Source organism: Lutibacter flavus (genome assembly GCF_900188355.1).
Lineage (GTDB): Bacteria > Bacteroidota > Bacteroidia > Flavobacteriales > Flavobacteriaceae > Lutibacter > Lutibacter flavus.
The window spans coordinates 93,659-119,234 of the sequence record NZ_FZNX01000006.1 but is presented as its reverse complement, the minus strand read 5'-3'; the positions used below and the strand labels follow the sequence as shown (position 1 = coordinate 119,234).

At 30.8% G+C, this 25,576-nt stretch carries 24 protein-coding genes; 20 read left to right on the top strand and 4 right to left on the bottom strand.

Translation table 11 applies throughout. The features are described 5' to 3' along the window. Positions 1 to 32: 32 nt before the first annotated feature. Positions 33 to 1,208, bottom strand: a complete 1,176-nt coding sequence (locus tag CHB63_RS15610; RefSeq protein ID WP_089379529.1) for a 2-isopropylmalate synthase — start codon at positions 1,206 to 1,208, stop codon at positions 33 to 35. Positions 1,209 to 1,356: 148 nt separating this feature from the next. Between CHB63_RS15610 and CHB63_RS15605 the strand changes: the two genes are divergently transcribed. The 17 genes from CHB63_RS15605 (at position 1,357) to argH (ending at position 21,621) form a co-directional block, all read left to right on the top strand. After that, the gene (locus CHB63_RS15605) at positions 1,357 to 2,901 is read left to right on the top strand and encodes a hypothetical protein (protein WP_089379417.1); all 1,545 of its coding nucleotides are present in this window, start codon (positions 1,357 to 1,359) and stop codon (positions 2,899 to 2,901) included. A 612-nt stretch (positions 2,902 to 3,513) separates the two neighbouring features. After that, positions 3,514 to 5,196, top strand: coding sequence for a dihydroxy-acid dehydratase (gene ilvD, locus CHB63_RS15600; RefSeq protein ID WP_089379416.1), 1,683 nt, complete (start codon positions 3,514 to 3,516; stop codon positions 5,194 to 5,196). A 4-nt stretch (positions 5,197 to 5,200) separates the two neighbouring features. Then, the gene (gene ilvB, locus CHB63_RS15595) at positions 5,201 to 6,934 is read left to right on the top strand and encodes a biosynthetic-type acetolactate synthase large subunit (RefSeq protein WP_089379415.1); all 1,734 of its coding nucleotides are present in this window, start codon (positions 5,201 to 5,203) and stop codon (positions 6,932 to 6,934) included. A gap of 2 nt (positions 6,935 to 6,936) precedes the next feature. Continuing rightward, the gene (gene ilvN, locus CHB63_RS15590) at positions 6,937 to 7,458 is read left to right on the top strand and encodes an acetolactate synthase small subunit (RefSeq protein ID WP_089379414.1); all 522 of its coding nucleotides are present in this window, start codon (positions 6,937 to 6,939) and stop codon (positions 7,456 to 7,458) included. Between the two features lie 21 nt (positions 7,459 to 7,479). Continuing rightward, complete coding sequence (gene ilvC / locus CHB63_RS15585; protein WP_089379413.1) at positions 7,480 to 8,952, top strand: ketol-acid reductoisomerase; 1,473 nt, start codon at positions 7,480 to 7,482, stop codon at positions 8,950 to 8,952. Positions 8,953 to 8,960: 8 nt separating this feature from the next. Continuing rightward, positions 8,961 to 10,226, top strand: coding sequence for a threonine ammonia-lyase IlvA (gene ilvA / locus CHB63_RS15580; protein ID WP_089379412.1), 1,266 nt, complete (start codon positions 8,961 to 8,963; stop codon positions 10,224 to 10,226). 417 nt (positions 10,227 to 10,643) lie between these two features. Then, on the top strand, positions 10,644 to 11,258 hold the full coding sequence (locus CHB63_RS15575; RefSeq protein ID WP_089379411.1) for a GNAT family N-acetyltransferase: 615 nt from the start codon (positions 10,644 to 10,646) through the stop codon (positions 11,256 to 11,258). 1 nt (position 11,259) lies between these two features. Further along, a complete protein-coding gene (gene argG, locus CHB63_RS15570) occupies positions 11,260 to 12,447 on the top strand; it encodes an argininosuccinate synthase (RefSeq protein ID WP_089379410.1) in 1,188 nt (395 codons plus the stop codon). Then, entirely contained in the window at positions 12,444 to 13,421 is a 978-nt protein-coding gene (gene argC / locus CHB63_RS15565) for an N-acetyl-gamma-glutamyl-phosphate reductase (protein ID WP_089379409.1), read from the top strand. Before argG ends, argC begins: the two co-directional genes overlap by 4 nt. 23 nt (positions 13,422 to 13,444) lie before the next feature. Further along, entirely contained in the window at positions 13,445 to 14,239 is a 795-nt protein-coding gene (proC, locus tag CHB63_RS15560; RefSeq protein ID WP_089379408.1) for a pyrroline-5-carboxylate reductase, read from the top strand. Positions 14,240 to 14,250: 11 nt separating this feature from the next. After that, positions 14,251 to 15,381, top strand: a complete 1,131-nt coding sequence (locus tag CHB63_RS15555) for an aspartate aminotransferase family protein (RefSeq protein ID WP_089379407.1) — start codon at positions 14,251 to 14,253, stop codon at positions 15,379 to 15,381. Beyond that, complete coding sequence (locus CHB63_RS15550; RefSeq protein WP_089379406.1) at positions 15,378 to 16,571, top strand: glutamate-5-semialdehyde dehydrogenase; 1,194 nt, start codon at positions 15,378 to 15,380, stop codon at positions 16,569 to 16,571. The genes CHB63_RS15555 and CHB63_RS15550 overlap by 4 nt, the downstream gene beginning before the upstream one ends. After that, on the top strand, positions 16,555 to 17,331 hold the full coding sequence (gene proB, locus CHB63_RS15545; protein ID WP_089379405.1) for a glutamate 5-kinase: 777 nt from the start codon (positions 16,555 to 16,557) through the stop codon (positions 17,329 to 17,331). The genes CHB63_RS15550 and proB overlap by 17 nt, the downstream gene beginning before the upstream one ends. Before the next feature lie 2 nt (positions 17,332 to 17,333). Continuing rightward, on the top strand, positions 17,334 to 18,281 hold the full coding sequence (locus CHB63_RS15540; RefSeq protein WP_089379404.1) for an N-acetylornithine carbamoyltransferase: 948 nt from the start codon (positions 17,334 to 17,336) through the stop codon (positions 18,279 to 18,281). Between the two features lie 131 nt (positions 18,282 to 18,412). Further along, on the top strand, positions 18,413 to 19,198 hold the full coding sequence (gene argB, locus CHB63_RS15535) for an acetylglutamate kinase (RefSeq protein WP_089379403.1): 786 nt from the start codon (positions 18,413 to 18,415) through the stop codon (positions 19,196 to 19,198). Continuing rightward, positions 19,198 to 20,256, top strand: a complete 1,059-nt coding sequence (locus CHB63_RS15530; protein WP_089379402.1) for a M20 family metallo-hydrolase — start codon at positions 19,198 to 19,200, stop codon at positions 20,254 to 20,256. The genes argB and CHB63_RS15530 overlap by 1 nt, the downstream gene beginning before the upstream one ends. An 87-nt stretch (positions 20,257 to 20,343) precedes the next feature. Then, the gene (gene argH, locus CHB63_RS15525; RefSeq protein ID WP_089379401.1) at positions 20,344 to 21,621 is read left to right on the top strand and encodes an argininosuccinate lyase; all 1,278 of its coding nucleotides are present in this window, start codon (positions 20,344 to 20,346) and stop codon (positions 21,619 to 21,621) included. Here the strand turns inward: argH and CHB63_RS15520 are convergent. From CHB63_RS15520 to CHB63_RS15510, 3 genes are read right to left on the bottom strand one after another with little or no spacing between them, the layout of a single operon-like run. After that, positions 21,618 to 22,304, bottom strand: a complete 687-nt coding sequence (locus CHB63_RS15520) for an RluA family pseudouridine synthase (protein ID WP_089379400.1) — start codon at positions 22,302 to 22,304, stop codon at positions 21,618 to 21,620. The two genes, argH and CHB63_RS15520, sit on opposite strands and share 4 nt — an antisense overlap. A gap of 1 nt (position 22,305) precedes the next feature. Then, positions 22,306 to 22,917: a ribosome biogenesis GTP-binding protein YihA/YsxC gene (gene yihA / locus CHB63_RS15515; RefSeq protein WP_089379399.1), complete on the bottom strand. Its 612-nt coding sequence runs from the start codon at positions 22,915 to 22,917 to the stop codon at positions 22,306 to 22,308. A gap of 3 nt (positions 22,918 to 22,920) precedes the next feature. Further along, complete coding sequence (locus tag CHB63_RS15510; protein WP_089379398.1) at positions 22,921 to 23,685, bottom strand: alpha/beta fold hydrolase; 765 nt, start codon at positions 23,683 to 23,685, stop codon at positions 22,921 to 22,923. A 207-nt stretch (positions 23,686 to 23,892) separates the two neighbouring features. Between CHB63_RS15510 and CHB63_RS15505 the strand changes: the two genes are divergently transcribed. Genes CHB63_RS15505 through CHB63_RS15495 form a run of 3 tightly spaced genes read left to right on the top strand, consistent with a single transcriptional unit; the run spans position 23,893 to position 25,576 of the window. Further along, positions 23,893 to 24,366, top strand: coding sequence for a division/cell wall cluster transcriptional repressor MraZ (locus CHB63_RS15505; protein WP_089379397.1), 474 nt, complete (start codon positions 23,893 to 23,895; stop codon positions 24,364 to 24,366). Further along, positions 24,353 to 25,249: a 16S rRNA (cytosine(1402)-N(4))-methyltransferase RsmH gene (rsmH, locus tag CHB63_RS15500; RefSeq protein ID WP_089379528.1), complete on the top strand. Its 897-nt coding sequence runs from the start codon at positions 24,353 to 24,355 to the stop codon at positions 25,247 to 25,249. Before CHB63_RS15505 ends, rsmH begins: the two co-directional genes overlap by 14 nt. After that, on the top strand, positions 25,250 to 25,576 hold the full coding sequence (locus CHB63_RS15495) for an FtsL-like putative cell division protein (protein ID WP_317043616.1): 327 nt from the start codon (positions 25,250 to 25,252) through the stop codon (positions 25,574 to 25,576).

The window sequence follows — 25,576 nt, the reverse complement described above, 5'->3', positions numbered from 1 at the left end:
AGGATTTTGGTTTACTAAATAAATTTTATTAATTAAATATGAACCTTTGATTTATGAATGTGATTTAATTCCATTAAGTGGTGAATATCTTCATCGTTAACAGTTTTATGATGATCGGCAAATTTTAAAAATTGAGGATACAAATCATCCAATTCAATTTTAGTTAAATCGTACCCAACATTTTTAGCTCTATATGCTAATGCAGCTCTTCCACTTCTTGCTGTTAAAACAATTGAAGATTCAGTAACACCAACTTCTGCAGGATCCATTATTTCATAAGTTTCACGATTTTTAATTACACCGTCTTGATGAATTCCAGAACTATGAGCAAATGCATTTTCTCCAACAACAGCTTTGTTTGGTTGTACAATCATTCCCATACTTCTTTGTACCAATAAACTAGTATCGTACAATAATTTTGTATTAATGCCAGTATCTAAATTTAAATATGGATGCTGTTTCATAATCATAACTACTTCTTCTAAAGCAGTATTTCCAGCACGTTCTCCAATTCCATTAATAGTACATTCAATTTGACGTGCGCCATTTTGAATTCCAGCAATTGCATTGGCAGTAGCTAAACCCAAATCGTTATGACAATGGCATGATAAAATTACATTCTCAATACCTTTTACATTTTCTTTTAAGTATTTTATTTTTGCACCATATTCATCAGGTAAACAATAACCAGTCGTATCTGGAATATTTAAAACAGTTGCACCAGCTTTAATAACTTTTTCTAAAACTCTTGCTAAATATTCATTATCTGTTCTTCCAGCATCTTCTGCGTAAAATTCGACATCTTCAACAAACTTTTTAGCATAAGCAGTTGCTTCAAATGCACGCTCCATTATCTTTTCTTGAGTTGAATTGAACTTGTACTTAATATGTGATTCTGAAGTTCCAATTCCAGTATGAATTCTTGGTCTTTTTGCGTATTTAAGTGCTTGTGCAGCAACTTCTATATCTTTTTTATTTGCTCTGGTGAGTCCACATACCGTTGCATTTTTTACTAATTTAGAAATTTTTTCTACAGATGTAAAATCACCTGGGCTAGAAATTGGAAAACCTGCTTCAATAACATCTACTCCTAAAATATCAAGTCGTTCGGCAATTATTAATTTTTGTTCAGTATTTAATTTACAACCAGGGACTTGTTCCCCATCTCTTAAGGTTGTGTCAAAAATTTGGACTCTATTTTTACTCATTTCTAATTTTTTTTTATCACTTTTGAATACCAAAAATATGGGTATGCACGTTTTAAATTTGTTGTAAATTGCGATGTTTACTATATTCAAATGAATATATTTTTTGTAAAAACCTAATAATCAATTAGATAAAAATAAATTAGTTACAATGGCTATTGACCAAAAAGATGCACTTTTTACATTGGTAAAGTCACTTTCCAAATCCGAAAAACGTCAATTTAAATTATATGTAGGTAGATTAGGAGGAAATGCAGATGCAAACTTTATTTCTTTATTTAATTTGTTAGATAGAGTTAGTGTTTATGATGATGAGCTAATTTTAAAAAAAACCAACATAAAAAAACAACAAATTTCAAATACTAAAGCACATTTATATAAGCAAATATTGGTGAGTTTACGGCTTAATCCTGTGCATCAAAATGTAAGAACCCAAATTAGAGAACAATTTGATTTTGCTTCAATTTTATATAACAAAGGGTTATATAAACAAAGTCTAAAAATATTAGATAAAGCCAAAGATTTGGCATTAAATAGTGGGGAAAACAATTTGGCGTATGAAATTGTTGAGTTTGAAAAAGTTATAGAATCTCAATACATTACTCGAAGTATGAGTAACAGAGCAGATGAACTTGCGGAACAGGCAAAAGAGTTAAGTTTAAAGAACATAAGAATTAGTAAATTGTCTAACTTGTCCTTGCAGTTATATAGTTTAATGTTGAAGGCTGGTTATGTAAAAGATACAGAAGATTCTAAATTGTTAACAGACTATTTTGAAAAGCGTTTACCAAAATATAAAGCAACTGAATTAAGTTTTAAAGAAAAATTATTTTTATACAAAGCATATTTGTGGCATAGTTTAATAAAGCAAGATTTTGTTTCAAGTTATAAATATGCTCAAAAGTGGGTTGATTTATTTGAAGAAAACCCTGAAAGGAAAAAGCAGAACCCAGTTTTTTATTTAAAAGGGGTTAATTATTTAGCTGAATCTTTATACTTAATAAAGTATAGAAGAAAGTTTAAAAAAGTCCTTGAAAACTTGGATGAAGATATAAGAAATGAAAATATTGTTTTAAATGAAAACACAAAAACTTTAGCATTTTTATACTTTAATCAGCACAAATTAAATTTATATTTTTTAGAAGGGAATTTTACAAAAGGATTAGAGTTTGTAAAAAAATTATTGGATGAAATTAAACTCTATGAAGGACATATAGATGCGCACCATATTATGGTTTTCTATTACAAAATTGGGTGTATGTATTTTGGAGCTGGAAAAAATAAGGAATGTATTTACTATTTAGAAAAAATAATAAATAATAAAGATTTAAAAATGCGAGAAGATTTATTGTGCTTTTCAAGAGTCTTAAATTTAGTTGCACATTATGAAGCAGGTATCGATTCTAATATTGAAAAATTAATTGTTTCAACTTATAAATTTTTGTTGAAAATGAATGATTTACACGATGTGCAGCGTAAAATGATTTCATTTTTGAAGAATTTAAGTAACATTTATCCACAAGACCTTAAAAAAGAATTTATAAAATTACATAGTGAGTTAAAAAAATATGAAGATCATCCTTTTGAAAGAAGGGCGTTTTTATATTTAGATATTTTATCCTGGCTAGAAAGTAAAATTCAAAATGTACCTGTAGAATTAGTAATTAAAGCAAAGGCAAAAAAACTAATGAAATAAATTTATATTAATTGTTAGTAATTAAAAAATATATTACATATTTGTAACTCAATTATGAAACGAGTGTGTTAAAAGGTGTGTCATCAAATAAAATGACAAATGGCGAACAGCAGGTGACCGTTAAAATAAAATAATTAAATACACATGAAAAACAACAATATCAATATCATTTCTATAAAAGTCTCTGTGATTATTCACAGCTAATATAGGATTGTATTGTAATTAATAAATTATAAAGCCTTCCTAAAATTTAGGGAGGTTTTTTTATATTAAAAATGAGAAAAAATATAGCAATAGACGTCATTTTAATTCTAGTCATTATTATTAGTTTAATAAATTGATGCAATTTTGTTATTTAAAAATTCAAAAAACCTGTATCAATAAAATGATATAGGTTTTTTTATTGTATAATCATTGTAAAAAATAAAGAGGTAATTAGCATTAAATCAGCTATATATGAATAATTTATCAAAGGTGGATATTGTAATAAAAACAATAAAAAAATGTTAAAAACAAAAGTCTAATTTAAATTTGCTCTTCATTGAGAAAAAATTAATAAAAATTAGATTGTTTTAAAAATAATTTAAAGAAATTTATAAAGCGTTAAAATAAATGCAATTAAATAAATACAGTAAAAGAGTGACTCAAGATCCTACACAACCGGCTGCACAAGCAATGCTGTACGGAGTGGGCTTAACTGATGATGATATGAAAAAACCTCAGGTGGGGATTGCTAGTACAGGTTACGATGGCAATCCTTGTAACATGCATCTTAATGGTTTAGCTGGTTTTATTCAGGAAGAAGTGAATAAACAAGAGCTTGTAGGTTTAAAATTTAATACAATTGGAGTTAGTGATGGAATTTCAATGGGGACTTCAGGAATGAATTACTCATTACCTTCTAGAGATGTTATTGCTGATTCTATTGAAATAGTTATGAATGCCCAAAGTTATGATGGTTTGGTTACTGTTGTAGGTTGTGATAAAAATATGCCAGGAGCAATTATGGCGATGTTACGTTTAAATAGACCATCTTTAATGGTTTATGGAGGTACAATTGCTTCAGGAAGATATAAAGGAAGAAAACTAAATATAGTTTCTGCATTTGAGGCTTTAGGTCAAAAAATTGCAGGCGATATTTCAGAAGAAAAATACAAAGAGATTATAAAAAATGCAATTCCAGGAGCTGGAGCTTGTGGCGGTATGTATACAGCAAATACAATGGCTTCATCTATTGAAGCTTTAGGGTTTGCACTGCCTTATAATTCATCAATTCCAGCGGAAAATCCTATTAAAGAAAACGAAAGTGAGCGCATTGCTGCTGCAATTAAAAACTTATTAGAATTAGATTTAAAACCTTTAGATATTATTACTAAAAAATCGTTGGAAAATGCGGTTGCTTTGGTGAATGCTTTAGGTGGATCTACAAATGCAGTTTTACATTATTTGGCAATTGCACACGCGGCAGGAATTGAATTCACTTTAGATGATTTTCAACGTGTAAGCGATAGAACTCCTTTAATTGCAGATTTAAAACCAAGTGGTGAATATTTAATGGAAGATGTTCATGGAGTTGGTGGAACACCAGCGGTAATGAAATATTTATTAGAAAAAGGGTATTTACATGGGGATTGTATGACAATAACCGGTAAAACTTTAGCTGAAAATTTAGCTGATGTAAAAGCCTTAAGTTTTGAAGAAGATCAACAAGTAATTCACCCAACTGAAAAAGCCTTAAAATCTTCAGGAAATCTTCAAATTTTATTTGGAAACTTAGCAACCGAAGGTTCAGTGGCAAAAATAAGCGGTAAAGAAGGAAACTTGTTTGAAGGAAAAGCAGTAGTATTTGATGGAGAAGATGCAGCAAATGCAGGTATTGGAGCTGGTAAAGTTTCAAAAGGGGATGTTGTAGTAATAAGATATGTCGGTCCAAAAGGTGGTCCGGGAATGCCAGAAATGTTGAAACCAACTTCTATGATTATGGGTGCTGGTTTAGGTAAAACAGTTGCGTTAATTACAGATGGTCGTTTTTCCGGTGGAACGCACGGATTTGTTGTTGGACATATTACTCCAGAAGCGCAAAGTGGTGGTGCATTAGGATTATTAAAAGATGGAGATATTATTGTAATTGATGCTACAAATAAAAAAATAAATGTGAAATTAACTGATGATGAGTTGGCTAAAAGAAAAGCAAAATGGAAAGCTCCAGAGTTGAAGCACAAAAAAGGAATTTTATATAAATATGCAAAAACCGTTTCGTCAGCATCAGAAGGTTGTGTAACGGATAAATTTTAATTTTATGGAAACATTGAATAAGGAAGCTCAACAAAAACAAACTGCTAATACCGTTAGAATTTCAGGTGCAGAAGCAGTAATAAAATGTTTGTTGGAAGAAGGTGCTGATATGGCTTTTGGATATCCAGGAGGGGCAATTATGCCTGTTTATGATGAGATTTATAAATATCAAGATAAGTTTCATCATGTTTTAACTCGTCATGAACAAGGAGCTGCACACGCTGCTCAAGGTTTTGCTCGTGTAACTGGGAAGCCTGGTATTGTATTTGCAACATCGGGGCCAGGAGCAACAAACTTAGTTACGGGTATTGCTGATGCTCAAATTGATTCCACGCCCTTGGTGTGTATAACTGGTCAGGTAGCATCACATTTATTAGGTTCAGATGCTTTTCAGGAAACCGATATTATTGGAATTTCAACACCGGTTACAAAATGGAATTTTCAAATTACAAAAGCTTCAGAAATTCCAGAAGTAATTGCAAAAGCATTTTACATTGCAAAATCTGGTCGTCCGGGTCCTGTTTTAATTGATATTACAAAAGATGCGCAATTAGGTGAATTAGATTTTTCATATAAAAAATGTGAAAAAGTTAGAAGCTATAGAGCAGTTCCAAAGTTTGATATTGAAAAAATAAAAGAAGCGGCAACGGCAATTAATAATGCAAAAAAACCATTTATTGTTTGGGGGCAAGGTGTTATTATTGGTGAAGCTGAAAAAGAGTTTAAAAGTTTTATTGAAAAAACAGATATTCCTTCGGCTTCAACAGTTTTAGGGCTTTCAGCATTAGAAACAAAACATCCATTACACGTGGGGATGGTTGGGATGCATGGTAATTATGCGCCAAACGTGTTAACCAATTCTTGTGATGTATTAATTGCTATTGGAATGCGTTTTGATGATCGTGTTACAGGAAACTTAGCTACGTATGCAAAACAAGCAAAAGTGATTCATTTTGATATTGACCCTGCGGAAATTGATAAAAATGTAAAAACGGATATTGCTGTTTTAGGCGACGTTAAAGAAACATTAGCAGAAATAATGAATTATGTTGACACTGCCAATCATAAAAATTGGATGAAAGAATTTGATAAACTATATCAAATTGAAAATGATAGTGTAATTAAAGATCAGTTAAATCCTTCGAAAAAAGGATTAACAATGGGTGAAGTTTTAGGTGGAATTAATAAAGAAACCAATGGTGATGCTGTTATCGTTTCAGATGTTGGTCAGCACCAAATGTTTGCGTGTCGTTATGCTGATTTTATAAAAACAAGAAGTAGTGTTACTTCTGGTGGTTTGGGTACTATGGGATTTGCATTACCAGCAGCTATTGGCGCTAAAATTGGAACTCCAGATAGAGAAGTAATTGCAATTATTGGAGATGGAGGTTACCAGATGACTTGTAATGAATTAGGCACAATACTTCAAACAAAAGCGGCTGTTAAAATAGTAGTGTTAAATAATGGCTACTTAGGAATGGTTCGTCAATGGCAAGAACTATTTTTTGATAAGCGATATGCTTCAACAGAAATGGTAAGTCCAGATTTTGTAAAATTGGCTGAAGCATATGATATTGAAGCAAAACGAGTTTCAAATCGTGAAGATTTAGCAGCAGCAATAAAATCAATGGTTGAATCAAAAGATTCTTACTTTTTGGAAGTTGTAATTGAGAAAGAAGATAATGTATTTCCAATGATACCAACAGGAGCAAGTGTTTCAGATATAAGATTAAGTTAATTATGGAAGAAAATCAAAATTTTACAGTTTCGGTTTATACTGAAAATAATATTGGAATATTGAACCGTATTTCAGCAATATTTTTAAAACGTCATATCAATATTGAAAGCATGACTGTTTCAAAATCTGAAATTGAAAACGTACATAGGTTTACATTTGTAGTAATTGTTCCAAAAACGTTGATTAGAAAAGTTGTTGGTCAATTAGAAAAACAAATTGAAGTTATTCGTGCTTTTTATCATACCGAAGATGAAATTATTTATAATGAAACAGCATTATTTAAAATTTCGTCAGAACATTTATATGATGAACAAATTCAGAATAAATTAAAATTTAGAAGAGCACATATTATTTCAATAACAGAACGTTATTTTGTAATAGAAGCTTCAGGTTTAAAAAATGATATTGACAATATGTACGAAAAACTACAACCATATGGTTTGTTGCAGTTTGTACGTTCAGGGCGCATTGCAATAACACGACCTAAAATGGCAATATCAGAATTATTAGCAGAAATTAATTAAAAGAATACAAATACTAAAAAAATGGCAAATTATTTTAATACACTTTCATTAAGAGATAAATTAGATCAATTAGGAAAATGTAGGTTTATGGATTCTTCGGAATTCGGTGATGGTGTAAATGCATTAATTGGGAAGAAAATTGTAATTGTAGGTTGTGGAGCGCAAGGTTTAAACCAAGGGTTAAATATGAGAGATTCAGGTTTAGATGTTTCTTATACTTTAAGACCAACTGCTATTTCTGAAAAAAGACAATCGTTTTTAAATGCTTCTGAAAATAAATTTAAAGTTGGAACTTATGAAGAAATGATTCCAACAGCCGATTTATTAATCAATTTAACACCAGATAAACAACACACTGCTGTTGTATCCGCTGTAATGCCTTTAATGAAAAAAGGTTCAACTTTATCGTATTCTCACGGATTTAATATTGTTGAAGAAGGAATGCAAGTAAGAAAAGATATTACCGTTATTATGGTAGCACCAAAATCACCAGGATCTGAAGTTCGTGAAGAATTTAAGAGAGGATTTGGTGTGCCAACTTTAATTGCTGTACATCCAGAAAATGATCCAGAAGGAAAAGGATGGGATTATGCAAAAGCATATGCAGTTGGAACAGGTGGACATACTGCAGGAGTTTTAGAATCTTCATTTGTAGCTGAGGTAAAATCTGATTTAATGGGTGAGCAAACTATTCTTTGCGGTTTGTTACAAACGGGGTCTATTTTATGTTTCGACAAAATGGTAGCTGAAGGTGTTGAAGCTGGTTATGCATCAAAATTAATTCAATATGGTTGGGAAACTATTACAGAAGCTTTAAAATATGGTGGTATTACAAATATGATGGATCGTTTATCGAATCCAGCAAAAATTGCAGCATTTAATGCTTCCGAAGAATTAAAAGATATTATGCGTCCGTTGTTCCAAAAACATATGGACGATATTATGAGTGGTCATTTTTCTAGAACAATGATGGAAGATTGGGCAAATGATGATGTGAACTTATTAACTTGGAGAGCAGCAACCGGAGAAACTGCCTTTGAAAAAACTCCTGCAGCGGACATTGAAATTTCTGAACAAGAATATTTTGATAATGGTGTGTTAATGGTAGCAATGGTAAAAGCTGGTGTTGAATTGGCTTTTGAAGCAATGACAGAATCTGGAATTATTGATGAATCTGCTTATTATGAGTCGTTACATGAAACGCCATTAATTGCAAATACAATTGCACGTAAAAAATTATACGAAATGAATAGTGTAATTTCTGATACTGCAGAGTATGGATGTTATTTGTTTGATCATGCGTGTAAGCCTTTAATTGCAGATTACGTTAAAAAAACAGCAAATAATTATGTTGGTAGACCTTTTAATGAGGGTTCAAACGGAGTGGATAATAAAGAATTAATTGAAGTAAATGATGCAATAAGAAACCATCCAGTTGAAGAAATTGGTGAGTTTTTAAGAACTTCGATGACTGCAATGACTAAAATTGTTTAAACGATAAAATTTTGGGTGAAACTATTAAAAATAGCCTTTCATTAGAAAATATTTATAAAGCTCAACAGAGCATCAAAGGGGTTGTGCAAGCAACTCCTTTGGTTTTTATGAAGAATTTTTCTGAATATTATAGTGCAAACATCTACTTTAAAAGAGAAGATGTTCAAGTTGTTCGTTCCTATAAAATTAGAGGAGCTTATAATAAAATTCAAGGTTTATCTAAAAGTGAATTAGCTAACGGAATTGTTTGCGCTAGTGCTGGGAATCACGCGCAAGGAGTAGCTTTTGCTTGTAAAAAGCTAGAAACAAATTGTACTATTTTTATGCCGGTTACAACTCCAAATCAAAAAATTGATCAAGTTAGAATGTTTGGTGGTGAGTTTGTTACCATTCAGCTTTATGGAGATAGTTTTGATGATAGCCAAAAAGCGGCATCAGAATTCTGTTTTGAAAATAAAAGTACATATGTGCATCCATTTGATGATTTGGATGTAATTGCTGGTCAGGGAACTGTTGGATTGGAGATATTAAACGACTGTGATTCTCAAATTGACTATTTATTTATGCCTGTTGGTGGTGGAGGTTTAGCATCTGGTGTTGGAAGTGTTTTTAAGGTTTTAAGCCCAACAACAAAGCTAATTGGAGTAGAGCCAAAAGGAGCGCCATCATTAACAATATCATTAGAAAAAGGAGAAAATACTACATTAACTGAAATTGAAAAATTTGTTGATGGAGCGGCAGTAAAAAGAATGGGAGAAATAACCTTCGAGTTTTGTAAAAATTTATTAGATGCCACAGATACTATTTGCGAAGGTTTAATTTGTTCAACAATACTTAAAGTCTATAATGAAAATGCCTTAGTAGTTGAACCAGCTGGAGCACTTTCAATTGCGGCTTTGGAACAACATAAAGAGCAGATAAAAGGTAAAACAGTTGTTTGTATAGTAAGTGGAGGTAATAATGATATTACCAGAATGGAAGAAATGAAAGAACGGGCTTTATTGTACCAAGGATTAAAGCATTATTTTATAATTAAATTTCCCCAAAGAGCCGGTGCATTAAAAGAATTTGTTGTTGATGTATTAGGTCCAAATGATGATATAGCATATTTTGAGTATACTAAAAAGAATAACAGAGATAAAGGACCGGCAGTTATAGGAATAGAACTAGACTCCAAAGATGATTTTGAGCCTTTGGTTGAAAGGATGAAACAAAAAGGTTTCTTAGGTGAATACTTAAATGAGAACCCTGAGCTATTTCAATTTTTGATTTAGTGATGAAACCTCTTCTAAAACGTTATTTGTTAATTTTTAATAGTTTAAATTGTGATTTTGTTAATTATTCAACAATTAATATTTTGTATTACAATTTTATGTAATATTGTACTAATGAAAGTATATAATTTAAATACAACTGTTTTAACTCCCTCGCCTACTTTTAGGATGCGCCGCTTTATGCGTTAATTTTTCGTGCCCAAAAAAACAGTTTATTCATTTTATTTTCATTTCTATTTTGTATCATATTTTTAACATACTATTTAATTTATATTTTTTAATTATTTCAAATTTTTTTATTGAAATGATAAATCATTTTTTGCGCCCAATTTGGGCGTATCATTTTTTTAAAAACGGTTTTTCCGTTGCTACGGTAATTCATAAAATTTTTAATATTCAATTTAATAAAATAAGCCAATGAAGGTTGTAATTGCTAACGAGTCGCATGTGAAATATGCTCAATTAATTTGTGAAACTATAGAAGATTCCGCAAAAGTGAGAGGTACAGGTATTGCACAGCGAACGCCGGAATATATAACTAAAAAAATAGTGAATGGAAATGCTGTTATAGCAATTCATGAAGATCAATTTGCAGGTTTTTGCTATATAGAATTATGGGATAATTTAAAGTTTGTTGTAAATTCAGGATTAATAGTACATCCAGATTATAGAAATCAAGGTTTAGCAAAAAAAATAAAAAAGAAAATTTTAGAATATTCAAAAGAGAAATATCCAGAAGCTAAAATATTTGGTATTACCACAGGTTTGGCGGTTATGAAAATTAATTACGATTTAGGTTATCAGCCGGTTACATTTTCTGAACTAACAACTGATGAAGCTTTTTGGAATGGATGTCAGACATGTAAAAATTATGATATTTTAACGCGTACAAACCGAAAAATGTGTTTGTGTACTGGAATGTTGTATGATCCAAAACATGAAAAAAATATAAAAGAGCATAAATATGACTCAAAAGTATTGAGTAGATTAAAAAAAATTAAACAAGCATTATTTCTGAAAAAAAATAAATAACATGGAAAAAGTAGTTGTAGCATACAGTGGTGGTTTAGATACTTCTTATTGTGTAAAATATTTACAAAATGAATTAAACTTAGAAGTTCATAGTGTATTGGTAAATACAGGTGGATTTTCTTCGGAAGAATTAAAAGTTGTTGAGAAAAAAGCCTATGAAATGGGTGTAGTTTCTCATACCAACCAGAATATTTTAGAAGATTATTACCAAAAAGCTATCAAATTTATGGTTTATGGTAATGTTTTAAAAAATAATACATACCCATTATCTGTAAGTGCAGAACGAGTTTTTCAAGCTATTGAGGTAGTTGAATATGCTAAAAAAATAAACGCAAAATATATTGCACATGGAAGTACAGGAGCTGGAAATGATCAAGTTCGTTTTGATATGATTTTTCAGACTTTAGCTCCAAATATTGAAATAATAACACCAATTAGAGATTTAAAATTATCCAGACAAGAGGAAATTGAATATTTAGAGAAACACGGTGTTGATTATCCTTGGTCTAAAGCTAAATACTCAATTAATAAAGGTATTTGGGGAACAAGTGTTGGAGGTGTTGAAACGTTAACATCTCATAAACCTCTACCAGAAGAAGCATATCCAAGTCAGTTAGAAAAAACCGAACCCACAGATATTAAATTACACTTTAAAAAGGGCGAAATTGTTGGAATAAATGATGAGTTTGATACTTCAGTAAATACAATTTTAAAGATTGAAGAAATTGCTTCAAAATATGCAATAGGAAGAGATATTCATGTTGGTGATACCATTGTAGGTATTAAAGGTAGAGTTGGTTTTGAAGCTGCAGCAGCTACAGTAATTATTAAAGCACATCATTTATTAGAAAAACACGTGCTTTCTAAATGGCAACAAAACTTAAAAGAGAATTTAGGTAGTACTTATGGAATGTTATTGCACGATGGTCAGTATTTTGAACCAGCCATGAGAGATATCGAAGCTTATTTAACAAATTCTCAAAAAACAGTAACGGGAGAAGTTTTTGTAACGTTGAAACCTTATCATTTTAGTTTAAACGGAATTGAATCTAAACACGATTTAATGAAGTCTAAATTTGGTGAATATGGCGAAACCAACAAAGCTTGGACGGCAGAAGATGCCAAAGGATTTATTAAAATTCTTGGAACAGCAAATAAAATATATCACAGTGTAAATTCAGAATTATGATTAAAGTAGGAATCGTTGGGGGAGCAGGATATACAGCAGGAGAATTAATAAGACTAATTGTTAATCACTCTAAAATTGAACTTGATTTTGTATACAGCACATCTAATGCAGGTAATTATATTTATCAAGTGCATCAGGATTTATTAGGCGCATTAGATTTAAAATTTTCCAATAAAGTAAATACAAATGTTGATGTGCTTTTTTTGTGTTTAGGTCACGGAAATTCAAAAAAGTTTTTAGAAACTAATTTCTTTTCAAAGAACACAAAAATAATTGATTTAAGTAATGATTTTAGATTGGAAGCTGATGCAGTTTTTCAAGGTAGAGAATTTGTTTACGGAATTCCAGAATCCAAAAAAAGTGAAATTGAAAATGCCCAAAATATAGCAAATCCAGGTTGTTTTGCAACTACAATTCAATTAGCCTTATTGCCTTTAGCTAATGCTTCAAAAATAAATAGTTCTGTACATATTAACGCAACTACAGGTTCGACTGGGGCTGGAGTTTCACCAATGGCTACAACTCATTTTAGTTGGAGAGATAATAACTTTTCAGTTTACAAAGCTTTTACCCATCAGCATTTAGGTGAGATAGGAGAAAGTATTATAGGCCTTCAAAAAGATTTTTCTCAAGAATTATTTTTTATTCCAAATAGAGGAAATTTTAGTAGAGGAATTTTCGCCTCTATTTATTTAAAATTTGACGAAAGTATTGAAAAGGCTTATAAATTATTTGAAGATTTTTATAAAGAAGCTGAATTCACCCACATTTCAAAAACACCAATTCATTTAAAACAAGTTGTAAACACCAATAATTGTTTCTTGCATTTAGAAAAGCATGGAGATATGCTGTTAATTACATCCGTAATTGACAATTTATTAAAAGGAGCATCTGGACAAGCAATTCAGAATATGAACCTACTATTTGGCTTCAATCAAACGGAAGGATTAAAATTAAAAGCTAATTCTTTTTAGCCAATCATACTAAAACCAAACAGATGAAAATAGCAATAATAGGAACAGGAAATTTAGGGTATTCAATTGCCGTTGGTCTTTTAACACAAGACAATTTTAAATTGAAAAATCTATATTTAACCAAGAGAAATACGGAGCCTTTAGAATCTTGGAATAAACTACCAAATGTAAAAATTTCAACAGATAATAAAAAGGCAGTTCGGTTCTCAGATGTTGTTATTATTGCTGTTCAGCCAAAACAGTTGCCAGAAGTTTTAGATGAAATTAAGGATTTAATAAACATTAAGCGACACACCATTATTTCGGTAGTAACAGGAAGAAAAATTAGTGATATTGAAAATGTTTTGAGTACTGATATTTCTATAATTAGAGCAATGCCGAATACTGCAATTTCAGTTGGAGAATCTATGACCTGTTTAAGCTCAAATGCAAAAGGCAAAATAAATATAGATTTTGCCAAAATTATTTTTGATTCCCTTGGGAAAACAATGTGTATAGAAGAAAGACTGATGCAATCTGCAACCGTAATTTGTGCAAGTGGTATTGCTTTTTGGATGCGTTTAATACGTGCAACAGCTCAAGGAGCAGTGCAACTTGGTTTTCACGCAGATGAAGCTCAGGAATTAGCAGTTCAAACATGTTTAGGTGCAGCAAGTTTATTGGTAAAATCGGGAAACCACCCAGAGCAAGAAATAGATAAGGTAACAACACCAAGTGGTTGTACAATTGAAGGTTTAAATGAAATGGAACATCAAGGTTTAAGTTCATCCTTAATAAAAGGATTGGTGACTTCCTTCGAAAAAATTAATCAAATTTAAAAACGTAAAAAATGAATTTATTTGATGTTTATCCACTATACAATGTAACTCCAGTAAAAGCTGAAGGATGTTATGTTTGGGATGAAAATAATACGAAATATTTAGATTTATACGGTGGTCACGGAGTAATTTCTGTTGGACATACGCATCCAAATTATGTAGCTGCATTAACAAATCAGCTGCAAAAAATAGGGTTTTATTCCAATTCAGTTCAAATGCCTTTACAGGTTAAATTGGCAGAAAAATTAGGGGAATTATCAGGTTGTGAAAATTATAATTTGTTTTTATGTAATTCAGGAGCTGAGGCGAATGAAAATGCCTTGAAATTAGCCTCATTTACTAGTGGGAAAAGTAGAGTGTTATCCTTTACAAATTCTTTTCATGGACGCACTTCTGCTGCAGTTGCGGTAACCGATAATAAAAGTATTAATGCTCCAATTAACCTTCAACAAAAAGTTACTTTTTTACCGTTGAATGATATTGAATTGGTAATTCACGAAATTGGAAAAAACGATGTTGCTGCGGTAATTATTGAAGGAATTCAAGGTGTTGGAGGTTTGGATGAAGGTACAACACAATTTTTTCAAGAACTTCAACAAATTTGTAACAAAAAAAGAGTGTTACTTATTTTAGATGAAATACAATCTGGTTACGGTAGAAGTGGAAAATTCTTTGCATTTCAATATCATAATATTCAGCCGGATATTATTACAACCGCAAAAGGAATGGCGAATGGTTTTCCAATTGGGAGTGTTCTAATTTCTGATAAAATTGAAGCTAAATACGGAATGCTAGGTACTACTTTTGGTGGAAACCATTTAGCTTGTGCAGCCGCCATTTCTGTATTGGATATAATTGAAGAAGAAAATTTAATAGCCAATGTTAACGAAGTTTCTAATTATTTTATGGAGGAAATTAAACAGATTTCCAAAGTAAAAAAGGTAAAAGGAAGAGGCTTAATGTTAGGTGTCGAATTTGATTTTGAAGTAGGAGAATTAAGAAAAAAATTAATTTTTGAAAAACATATTTTCACAGGAGGTGCTAACAATAAAAAATTGTTAAGAATTTTACCTCCATTAACAATTAGTAAGTCGCAAATTGCGGAATTTATTAAAGCGTTAAAAGAAGTTTTAGCAGTATGAAAGGATTAACTTCAAACGAAAAAAATCGAGTTTTAAATTCAATGGCTGAATTAGTAGCTTCAGAAAAAGTTACTATTTTAAAAGCAAATAAAATTGATTTAGACAGTTATAGTGGTAAAGATATAGCAATGTATGACCGCTTAAAGGTTGATGATGCTAAAGTTGATGGTATGATTTTATCTTTAGAACAATTAATTGCTGATATAGATCCTATAGGGAAAGAATTATACAGCTTTACTCATGAGAACGGATTGAAAATGACCAATAAAACTGCACCTTTCGGGACAGTTTTAATTATTTATGAATCTAGACCAGATGTAACTGTTGAAGCTGCTGGAATTGCTTTTAAATCTGGAAATAAAATCTTGTTAAAAGGAGGAAAGGAATCTTTAAACTCTAATTTAAAAATAGTAGAGTTGTGGCATAAAGCACTTTCTGAAAATAATATTTCAACGGATTGGGTTGAATATCTAAATTACAACAGAACAGAAACGCAAGAATTTTTAACTAAGCCAACTCAAAAAATTGATTTAGTTGTTCCTCGTGGAGGTGAAAAACTAATTACTTTTGTAAAGCAAAATGCTACTTGTCCGGTAATTGTAAGTGGAAGAGGAAATAATTTTATTTATGTTGATACTGAAGCTGATTTAGAAATGGCCTTAAAGGTAATTATTAATGCGAAAGCTTCAAAAATATCAGCTTGCAATGCTTTAGATAAAGTTCTAATTAATCACAATTTAATAAATAAAGAAGCCTTTACTAAATCATTAATTAATAAACTAGTAGAACATAAAGTTGAAATTTTAGGAGATGATGACCTCTCTAAATTTGAAAAAGTATCAGCTTTTAAAGATCCAAATATTTGGTTTAAAGAGTTTTTAGATTACAAAATTGTTTTAGGGTTTGTTGATTCTTTAGATGAAGTAATTTTAAAAATTAATACATATGCTGGAGGACATTCAGCGGTTATCATCACCAAAAATGATGAAACTGCAAATCTTTTTATGGAGTCGGTAGATTCGGCGGCAGTATATCAAAACGCATCAACTAGATTTACGGATGGAGGTCAATTTGGCTTGGGAGGAGAATTGGCAATAAGTACAGATAAATTGCATCATAGAGGCCCAATGGGTTTACAGCATTTAGTAACTAACAAATGGTATATTTACGGTAATGGGCAAATCAGGTAAAAAGAGAATTTTATTAAAAATTGGTTCTAATGTGCTTACAAAGGAGACCAATCATATTTCTCGTGGTAAAATTGAAGATATTGCTTGTCAAATTGCCGATTTAAAAGAGGAGTATGAATTTGTAATTGTAAGTTCCGGAGCAATTGCTGTTGCAAAACAATTTGTTCAATTAGAGAGTAATGGCAAAGAAATAAATGTAAAACAAGCTTTAGCTTCAATTGGTCAACCGCATTTAATGCGTATTTATCAAGAGAGTTTTAGAGAACTTGGATTGTTAACTTCTCAATGTTTATTGTCCTATTCCGATTTCAAAAAAGAAGAATCAAAAACCAATATTAAAAACACAATAAATGTACTTGTTGAAAATAATTATATTCCAATTATTAATGAAAATGATACCGTAGCAACTGACGAAATAAAATTTGGAGATAATGATAAATTGTCGGCATTAACTGCTGCACTTTTAAATGTTGATTTATTAATAATTGCTACCAATACCAATGGTATTTACACAAAAGAATCTATGGATTCGAAAAGCCAAAAAAGCATCAAAGAAACTTCTAATATAGAGTTATTAAGGAGTCAAATTCAACAATCTATTTCATCGCACGGAACAGGAGGGATGTCTACTAAAATTGAAGCATCAGAAATTGCCCAAGGTGCCAAAATTGAAACTTGGATTGTAAACGGGTTAAAAGATAACTTTGTTGTGAATGCTATTAAAAATAAAAGTGAATTTACAAAAATAACCGTTCAATAATTATGCAACACTATACTAACATAAACGATTTGGATAGCTTAAAAAAAACTGTTGAAGAAGCTGTCGAATTGAAAAAAAACGAATTACAATTCAAAAATTTAGGCAAAGACAAAACTATTTGCTTGTTGTTCTTTAATAATAGTTTGCGTACACGTTTAAGTACTCAAAAAGCCGCACAAAATTTAGGTTTAAATGCCATTGTTATGAATTTTGGAAGTGAAGGTTGGGAGTTAGAGTTTGATGATGGAGTTGTAATGAATAAAAATAAATCTGAACATGTTAAAGAGGCAGCGAAGGTTATTGCACAATATTCTGATATTGTTGCAATTAGAGCTTTTGCATCCTTAACAGATAAAGAAAAAGATAAAGCTGAAATTGTTATTGAGAATTTCAAAAAGTATTCAGGAATTCCAGTTTTAAATATGGAAAGTGCAACGGGTCATCCGCTACAAGCATTGGCAGATGCAATTACTATGGAAGAGAATAAAGTTTCGCATAAACCAAAAGTTGTGTTGTCCTGGGCTCCACACCCAAAAGCATTGCCTCATGCGGTTGCAAACTCTTTTATTGAAATGATGCAATTGCAAGATGCAGATTTTATAATAACGCATCCCGAAGGTTACGAGCTGGATTCAGAAATCACTAAGAATTCAAAAATAGAATACAATCAAAAGAAAGCTTTTGAAAATGCTGATTTTGTGTATGTTAAAAATTGGAGCTCATTTAAAGAATATGGAGAAGTGATGAAAAGTGATTCTGATTGGATGATCACAGCTGATAAAATGAAGTTGACAAATAATGGAAAATTTATGCATTGTTTACCTGTTAGAAGAAACGTTGTTGTTGCTGATGAGGTAATTGATTCGGAAAATTCTATTGTTATTCAACAGGCAAATAATAGAACATATTCGGCTCAAATTGTGTTGAAAAAAATATTGGAGAATTTATAGGGATTAACACCAACTGTCATTCCTGCGAAGGCAGGAATCTATAGTGAGTTAAGTGTGGATTCCTGCCCAAGCAGGAATGACATTGGCAATTAAAAACACGAGTGAGACAAATAAATGGATTAACATAAATAATGAAAAAACAACTTTTAAAAATAGTTAAAATTGGAGGAAATGTAATTAATGATGAAATTGCATTATTTTCCTTTTTACAAGATTTTGCTTCCTTAGACGGTCCAAAAATATTGGTGCACGGAGGTGGTAAAAAAGCTACAGAAGTTTCTTCAGCAATGGGTTTACAACCACAAATGATAAATGGTCGAAGAGTAACAGATGAAGCTACTGTTGAGGTTGTAACAATGGTTTATGCCGGTTTGTTGAATAAAAAAATAGTGGCTCAATTACAAAAAAATAACTGTAATGCAATAGGATTATCTGGTGCTGATGCCAATTGTATTTTGGCGCACAAACGTATTGTAAAAGATATTGATTATGGGTTTGCTGGTGATGTTGATGCTGTAAATTCAAAATTTATAAATGTGTTATTGGAAAATGATGTAACACCAGTTTTTTGTGCAATTACACATGATAAAGAAGGGCAATTATTAAATACAAATGCTGATACAATTGTATCGGAAGTTGCAATAGGAATGAGTAGTTTGTATGAAACGGAGTTGAATTTTGTGTTTGAATTAAAAGGTGTTTTAAAAAATATTGAAGATAAAAATTCAGTAATAAAACAAATAAATTTAGAAAAATATAAAGAACTGATTGATGCTGGAATTATTGCCGATGGGATGCTTCCAAAAATGCATAATTGCTTTAATGCGTTAGAAAAAGGCGTAGGAAAAGTAAAAATTGGGGATGCTTCGTTACTGCAAAGTGATAATAAATTATATACAACATTAAGTTTAAAATAATGGTTAAAAAATTAACTCAAGAAGCTATTGAATTATTGAAAAAATTAATTTCAAAGCAGTCTTTTTCAGGTGAAGAAAATGAAACAGCTTTATTAATAATGCAATGGTTTTCTAGTCATAATATTAAGTTTGAAAGTGATAAACACAATGTTTGGGCAAAGAATAGATATTTTAACCCTTCTAAAAAAACAATCTTATTAAATTCTCATCATGACACTGTTAAGCCAAATAAAGGTTACACGCGTAATCCATTAAGTCCGGATTTGGAAGATGGTAAATTATTTGGCTTAGGAAGTAACGATGCAGGTGGTTGTTTAGTTTCTTTATTAGCAACATTTACTTATTTTTATAATCGAGAAGATTTAAAGTATAATTTTGTGATTGTCGCTTCAGCCGAAGAAGAAAATTCGGGACCAAATGGTTTAAACTCTATGTTGAAAATTATTCCCGATATAGATTTTGCTATTGTTGGAGAGCCAACTTTAATGAACTTGGCTATTGCCGAAAAAGGTCTAATGGTTATGAATTGTGAAGCTAAAGGAACTGCTGGTCACGCAGCTCATGGTATAGGAGATAATGCTATCTACAATTCAATTGAAGATATTAATTGGTTTCGAACTTATGAATTTCCAAAAATCTCTGAGACTTTAGGAAAAGTGAAAATGACAGTAACTCAAATTAATGCAGGTCATCAACATAATGTAATTCCGGCAACATGTAATTATGTAGTTGATGTTAGGGTTACAGATGCATATTCAAATCAGGAAGTATTTGAGATAATTCAATCAAATGTAAAATCTGAAGTATGTCCGAGATCGTTACGATTAAATTCATCTTCAATTCCAAAGGAGCATCCAATTGTTCAAGCCGGAATTAAACTAGGAAGAGAAACCTATGGTTCTCCAACATTATCTGATCAAGCTGTTTTAAATTGCCCTTCGTTAAAATTAGGACCTGGACAAAGTTTACGGTCACATACAGCTGATGAATTTATTTATGTAAATGAAATTGAAGAAGGGGTGCAATTGTATATTAAAATATTAGAAGAAATAGTATAATATTTGTCATATTGAGCGAAAGTGAAATATCTTTTACAGTAGTGAGATTCTTCACTGCATTCAGAATGACAAAAAAAAACAATAATTATGAAACTTTGGGATAAAGGATTTTCAACAGATAAAAAAATAGATTTATTTACAGTTGGTAACGATAGAGAACTCGATTTAATTTTAGCAAAATACGATGTTATTGGAAATTTGGCGCACGCTAAAATGTTGCATAAAATAGGGTTGTTAACTTCAGAAGAAATTAAAAATTTAGAGGTTGAATTAAATGCAATTTTAAAAACCATTGAAGCTGGGGAATTCATTATTGAAGATTCTTTTGAAGATGTGCATTCTAAAGTAGAGTATTTATTAACTGAAAAGTTAGGCGATACTGGTAAAAAGATTCACACAGCGCGATCAAGAAACGATCAAGTTTTGGTGGATGTGCATTTGTATTTAAAAGATGCTTTAACTGAAATTAATGAAGGAGTTGATGATTTATTTGATTTGTTAATTTTATTAGCTGAGCAATATAAAGATGTGCTATTACCGGGTTATACGCATTTGCAAGTAGCAATGCCTTCTTCATTTGGGATGTGGTTTTCAGCATATGCAGAAACCTTAATTGATGATATTTACTTTTTAAAAGCAGCTTATAAAGTGGCTGATCAAAATCCACTAGGTTCAGCTGCAGGATACGGAAGTTCTTTTCCAATAGATAGAGATGAAACTACTAAATTATTAGGTTTTGAAACTCTAAAATTTAACTCTGTTGCTGCACAAATGGGCCGTGGTAAATTAGAAAAATCAATTTCTTTTGGATTGAGTTCAGTTGCAGCTACATTGGCTAAAATGAGTATGGATATTTGTTTGTATATGAGTCAAAATTTCAATTTTATTTCTTTTCCAGATGAGTTAACAACAGGCTCAAGCATTATGCCTCATAAAAAAAACCCGGATGTTTTTGAGCTTATTCGTGGTAAATGTAATAAGTTGCAAGCTTTGCCAATGGAATTTACAATGATAACAAATAATTTACCAAGTGGTTATCATAGAGATTTACAATTGTTAAAAGAGGGTTTAATTCCTGCGTTTTCAACGTTAAAAGCTTGTTTGGAAATGTTAACGTACTCTTTAAAAAATATTAGAGTAAGAACAGATATTGTTGAAGAAGAAAAATACTTGTATTTATTTAGTGTTGAAGAAGTTAATAAGTTAGTTCAAAATGGAACTCCATTTAGAGATGCCTATAAAATTATTGGAAAAAACATAAATGAAGGGAATTTTAATCCGAATAAAACAGTTGTACATACGCATAAAGGAAGCGTGGGTAATTTATGTTTGGATGAAATTGTTGCTAAGAAAAATAAAGCCTAATTACAAGCATTCCAAATAACTTCATTTGGAGTTGGAGCAATTATAGAAATTTGCTCTTTAGTAACTGGATGAACAAATTCAATTTTACGCGCATGTAAATGTATGCTCGCATCTTTATTGCTTCTATCAAATCCATATTTTAAATCACCTTTAATTGGAGATCCAATAGAGGCTAACTGACATCTAATTTGATGATGTCTACCTGTTTCTAAATCAACTTCAAGTAAATGATAATTGTCTAATGATTTTATAACTTTATAATGAAGAATTGCCTTTTTACTTCCTTCAATTGCAGAAGAATAGGAAGTTGATTTGTTATTTTTTGGATTTTTTTTAAGGTACCCAGTAAGAGTGTCTTCTATTTTTTCAGGTAGGTTTTTAACAACAGCCCAATATGTTTTGTTAACCTTTTTATCACGTAACATTTTATTAAAACGCTCCAATGCTTTTGAAGTTTTAGCAAATACTATAACACCAGTAGTTGGTCTGTCTAACCTATGAACAACGCCCAAAAAAACATTGCCGGGTTTGTTATATTTATCTTTAATAAACTGTTTAACAATTTCACTGAGTGGAACATCACCAGTTTTATCTCCCTGAACAATATCGCCAGATTGTTTATTAACAATAATAAGGTGATTGTCTTCAAATAAAACTTCTAAATTGTTTTTGGTTGAAGCCATTTTAAGAATTTTCTTCTATTCCCTGATTTATTCCATCAATAAAATTAAGCAATTCTTCTTTTCCATCAGATGAAGTTGCCGATGTAATGAAATATTGAGGCATTTCTTCCCAGATAGTACTGGTCATTTTTTTAATATAATTTTGAATATTTCTATTCAATTCGGAAAGTTTAAGTTTGTCTGATTTTGTAAAAACTATGCAAAATGGAATTTCATTTTCACCTAAGAACTCCATAAATTCCATATCAATTTTTTGAGGTTCATGTCGAGAATCTATTAATACAAACGAACAAATAAGTTGCTCACGTTGCAAAAAATAATTCTTTATAAAGCTTTGAAATGTTTTTTTAATACTTTTTGAAACTTTAGCGTATCCATATCCTGGTAAATCTACCAAAAACCAATTATTATTTATTTTAAAGTGATTTATTAACTGAGTTTTACCTGGTCTTCCAGAAGTTTTGGCTAGTTTATTTTGGCCGGCTAACATATTAATCAATGAAGATTTCCCAACATTAGACCTTCCAATAAAAGCATATTCTGGAAGCCTTTCTTTTGGGCATTTTGATACGTCGCTATTGCTAATTACAAAATCAGCTGTTTTAATTTTCATTGTTTAAAGGTTTCTCTCTTTTAACCAGTTTTCAAGAATTTCGTTGAATTTTTCAGGATGTTCCATCATAGGAGCATGCCCACATTTATCAATCCAATATAGGTTAGCATCTGGCATTAATTTTTCAAAATCTACAGCAACTTCAGGCGGAGTAACTGAATCGTTTTTTCCCCATATTATACAAGTTGGTATGTTCATTGTTGGTAAATCTTTTGCCATATTATGTCGAATAGCACTTTTAGCAATAGCTAAGGTTCTTATTACTTTATGTCTGTCATTAACAGATTCATAGATTTCATCAACAGCTTCTTTTGTTGCAATTTTGGGATCGTAAAAAACTTCTTCAGTTTTTGTTTTTATATATTCGTAATTACCTCTTTTGGGGTAAGTGTCGCCCATAGATTTTTCATACAATCCAGAACTTCCGGTTAAAACTAAACCAGCTACATTTTTTTGATTTAATTTTGTAAAATATAAGCCTATGTGACCTCCCAAAGAATTTCCAATTAAAACGGCCTTATTAATTTTTTTAAAAGCCATAAAATCTTTTAAATATTTCGATAAGTTTTTAACATTCGTTTTTAATAATGGTAATGAATAAATTGGCAATTCAGGTATTATAACTTTATAACCTCTTGTTGAAAAATAGTTAAGGACATTTTCAAAATTACTTAATCCTCCCATAAGTCCATGAAGAACAATTAAAGGTTGACCTTCTCCTGCCTCAACGTACTTAAATTTCCCTTCTGTGATAAGATTATTACTCATTAAATATTAGTTTTTAAGCTAACCACAAAGGTAGCTTTTTTTTCTATAATATACTTTTTTTCAAAGCAGTAGTATATAAATATTTAAGAGGCTGTAATTCAATTTTATAGGTGAATTAGAGGTTAAAAAAGCAAAAGTTATCAACAAAGTGGGTGAAAGTGGAAAAATGTGGGAAAAAATTTATACTTTTGAATCATACACAAACTCATGATTAATTTAATTGGAACATACGAAGGTAAAGCTGACGCTAAAGGGAGAATAGTACTTTCTGCGGCCTTAAAGAAGCAGTTGATGCCTATGTTGCAAGATGGTTTTGTTTTAAAAAGATCAGTTTTTCAGCCGTGTTTAGAGTTTTATCCAATGGCAGAGTGGAATGTTTTAATGGCTCAAGTAAATAAGTTAAACAGGTTTGTAAAAAAGAATAACGATTTTATCAGAAGGTTTACTGCGGGTGTTAAAATTATTGAATTAGATGCTTCAGGGAGGCTTTTAATACCTAAAGATTTACAATTATTTGCGAATATTTCAAAGAATGTTGTTTTTTCTTCAGCGGTTAATATTATTGAAATCTGGGATAAAGAGAATTATGAAAAAGCGATAGATGATGCGGCTGATGAATTTGCAGATTTAGCTGAGGAAGTAATGGGAAATGTAATAAATGAGGACAATGGAATATCATAACCCAGTATTATTAAAAGAGAGTGTAGATGGTTTAAATATTAAACCTGATGGAGTTTATGTTGATGTGACATTTGGTGGTGGAGGTCATTCAAGAGAGATATTGAGTAGGTTGAATTCAAATGGAAAATTGTATGCTTTTGATCAGGATGAAGATGCGCAAAGAAATGTAATTGATGATCCTAGATTTACATTGATTCCTCAAAATTTCAGGTTTATAAAAAGGTATTTGAGATTTTATGGTGTTAAAAAAGTTGACGGAATTTTAGCTGATTTAGGTGTGTCTTCACATCAATTTGATGAAGCTGAACGTGGTTTTTCAACTCGTTTTGATGCAGATTTGGATATGAGAATGAATCAGGCAGGAGGATTGTCGGCTTTTGAAGTTGTCAACAATTATGATGAGGAGAAATTAAGTGATGTGTTGTTTCAGTATAGTGAATTACGAAATGCAAAAGCGATTGCAAGAAAAATTGTAGAAGCGCGTTCTGATAAAAAAATAAAAACAAGTTTTGAGTTAAAAGAGGTGTTGAAAGAGTTTGTTCCAAAATCTGTAGAGCACAAAATATTAGCCCAAATTTTTCAAGGTATTCGAATTGAAGTGAATCAAGAAATTGAAGTCTTGAAAGATTTTTTATTGCAAATACCAGAATTGTTGAATGATGAAGGAAGGCTAAGTGTAATATCTTACCATTCACTAGAAGATAGATTGGTAAAAAGATTTATAAGAAATGGATTGTTTGAAGGTGAGCCGGAAAAAGATATGTTTGGTAATGTTACTGTTCCTATGAAAAAAGTAGGAAAATTAATAGTTCCGAGTTTTTCAGAAATAAAAGAGAACAACAGAGCTAGAAGTGCCAAATTAAGAATTGCAACAATATTTTAAATGTCGATAATTAAATCTAGCATATATAGCCTTTTAAAGGGGAAGTTTTTAGTAAGTGAAGATTCATTTAAAAACTGGCGTTTTATACTTTTTATTGTTGGGTTGTTGCTGTTAATGATTGCAAGTTCTCATAGTTCAGATAAAAAAGTGATGGAGATTGCAAAACTAAATTATGAAATTAAAGAATTAAGAGCGGAGTTTTTAGATATGCGTTCAATCTCGATGAAAATGAAATTGGAGTCGACAATTAGAGTAAAAGTGGTTGATTTTGGGATAAAGCCAAGTGAAAATCCACCACAAGTAATAAAAGTAATCTCAAAAAAATAA

Bases quoted from the DNA above. Each gene is read 5' to 3' on its own strand.
- CHB63_RS15610 (WP_089379529.1), bottom strand. From the start codon at position 1,208: ATGAGTAAAAATAGAGTCCAAATTTTTGACACAACCTTAAGAGATGGG.
- CHB63_RS15605 (WP_089379417.1), top strand. From the start codon at position 1,357: ATGGCTATTGACCAAAAAGATGCACTTTTTACATTGGTAAAGTCACTT.
- ilvD (WP_089379416.1), top strand. From the start codon at position 3,514: ATGCAATTAAATAAATACAGTAAAAGAGTGACTCAAGATCCTACACAA.
- ilvB (WP_089379415.1), top strand. From the start codon at position 5,201: ATGGAAACATTGAATAAGGAAGCTCAACAAAAACAAACTGCTAATACC.
- ilvN (WP_089379414.1), top strand. From the start codon at position 6,937: ATGGAAGAAAATCAAAATTTTACAGTTTCGGTTTATACTGAAAATAAT.
- ilvC (WP_089379413.1), top strand. From the start codon at position 7,480: ATGGCAAATTATTTTAATACACTTTCATTAAGAGATAAATTAGATCAA.
- CHB63_RS15575 (WP_089379411.1), top strand. From the start codon at position 10,644: ATGAAGGTTGTAATTGCTAACGAGTCGCATGTGAAATATGCTCAATTA.
- argG (WP_089379410.1), top strand. From the start codon at position 11,260: ATGGAAAAAGTAGTTGTAGCATACAGTGGTGGTTTAGATACTTCTTAT.
- argC (WP_089379409.1), top strand. From the start codon at position 12,444: ATGATTAAAGTAGGAATCGTTGGGGGAGCAGGATATACAGCAGGAGAA.
- proC (WP_089379408.1), top strand. From the start codon at position 13,445: ATGAAAATAGCAATAATAGGAACAGGAAATTTAGGGTATTCAATTGCC.
- CHB63_RS15555 (WP_089379407.1), top strand. From the start codon at position 14,251: ATGAATTTATTTGATGTTTATCCACTATACAATGTAACTCCAGTAAAA.
- CHB63_RS15550 (WP_089379406.1), top strand. From the start codon at position 15,378: ATGAAAGGATTAACTTCAAACGAAAAAAATCGAGTTTTAAATTCAATG.
- proB (WP_089379405.1), top strand. From the start codon at position 16,555: ATGGGCAAATCAGGTAAAAAGAGAATTTTATTAAAAATTGGTTCTAAT.
- CHB63_RS15540 (WP_089379404.1), top strand. From the start codon at position 17,334: ATGCAACACTATACTAACATAAACGATTTGGATAGCTTAAAAAAAACT.
- argB (WP_089379403.1), top strand. From the start codon at position 18,413: ATGAAAAAACAACTTTTAAAAATAGTTAAAATTGGAGGAAATGTAATT.
- CHB63_RS15530 (WP_089379402.1), top strand. From the start codon at position 19,198: ATGGTTAAAAAATTAACTCAAGAAGCTATTGAATTATTGAAAAAATTA.
- argH (WP_089379401.1), top strand. From the start codon at position 20,344: ATGAAACTTTGGGATAAAGGATTTTCAACAGATAAAAAAATAGATTTA.
- CHB63_RS15520 (WP_089379400.1), bottom strand. From the start codon at position 22,304: ATGGCTTCAACCAAAAACAATTTAGAAGTTTTATTTGAAGACAATCAC.
- yihA (WP_089379399.1), bottom strand. From the start codon at position 22,917: ATGAAAATTAAAACAGCTGATTTTGTAATTAGCAATAGCGACGTATCA.
- CHB63_RS15510 (WP_089379398.1), bottom strand. From the start codon at position 23,685: ATGAGTAATAATCTTATCACAGAAGGGAAATTTAAGTACGTTGAGGCA.
- CHB63_RS15505 (WP_089379397.1), top strand. From the start codon at position 23,893: ATGATTAATTTAATTGGAACATACGAAGGTAAAGCTGACGCTAAAGGG.
- rsmH (WP_089379528.1), top strand. From the start codon at position 24,353: ATGGAATATCATAACCCAGTATTATTAAAAGAGAGTGTAGATGGTTTA.
- CHB63_RS15495 (WP_317043616.1), top strand. From the start codon at position 25,250: ATGTCGATAATTAAATCTAGCATATATAGCCTTTTAAAGGGGAAGTTT.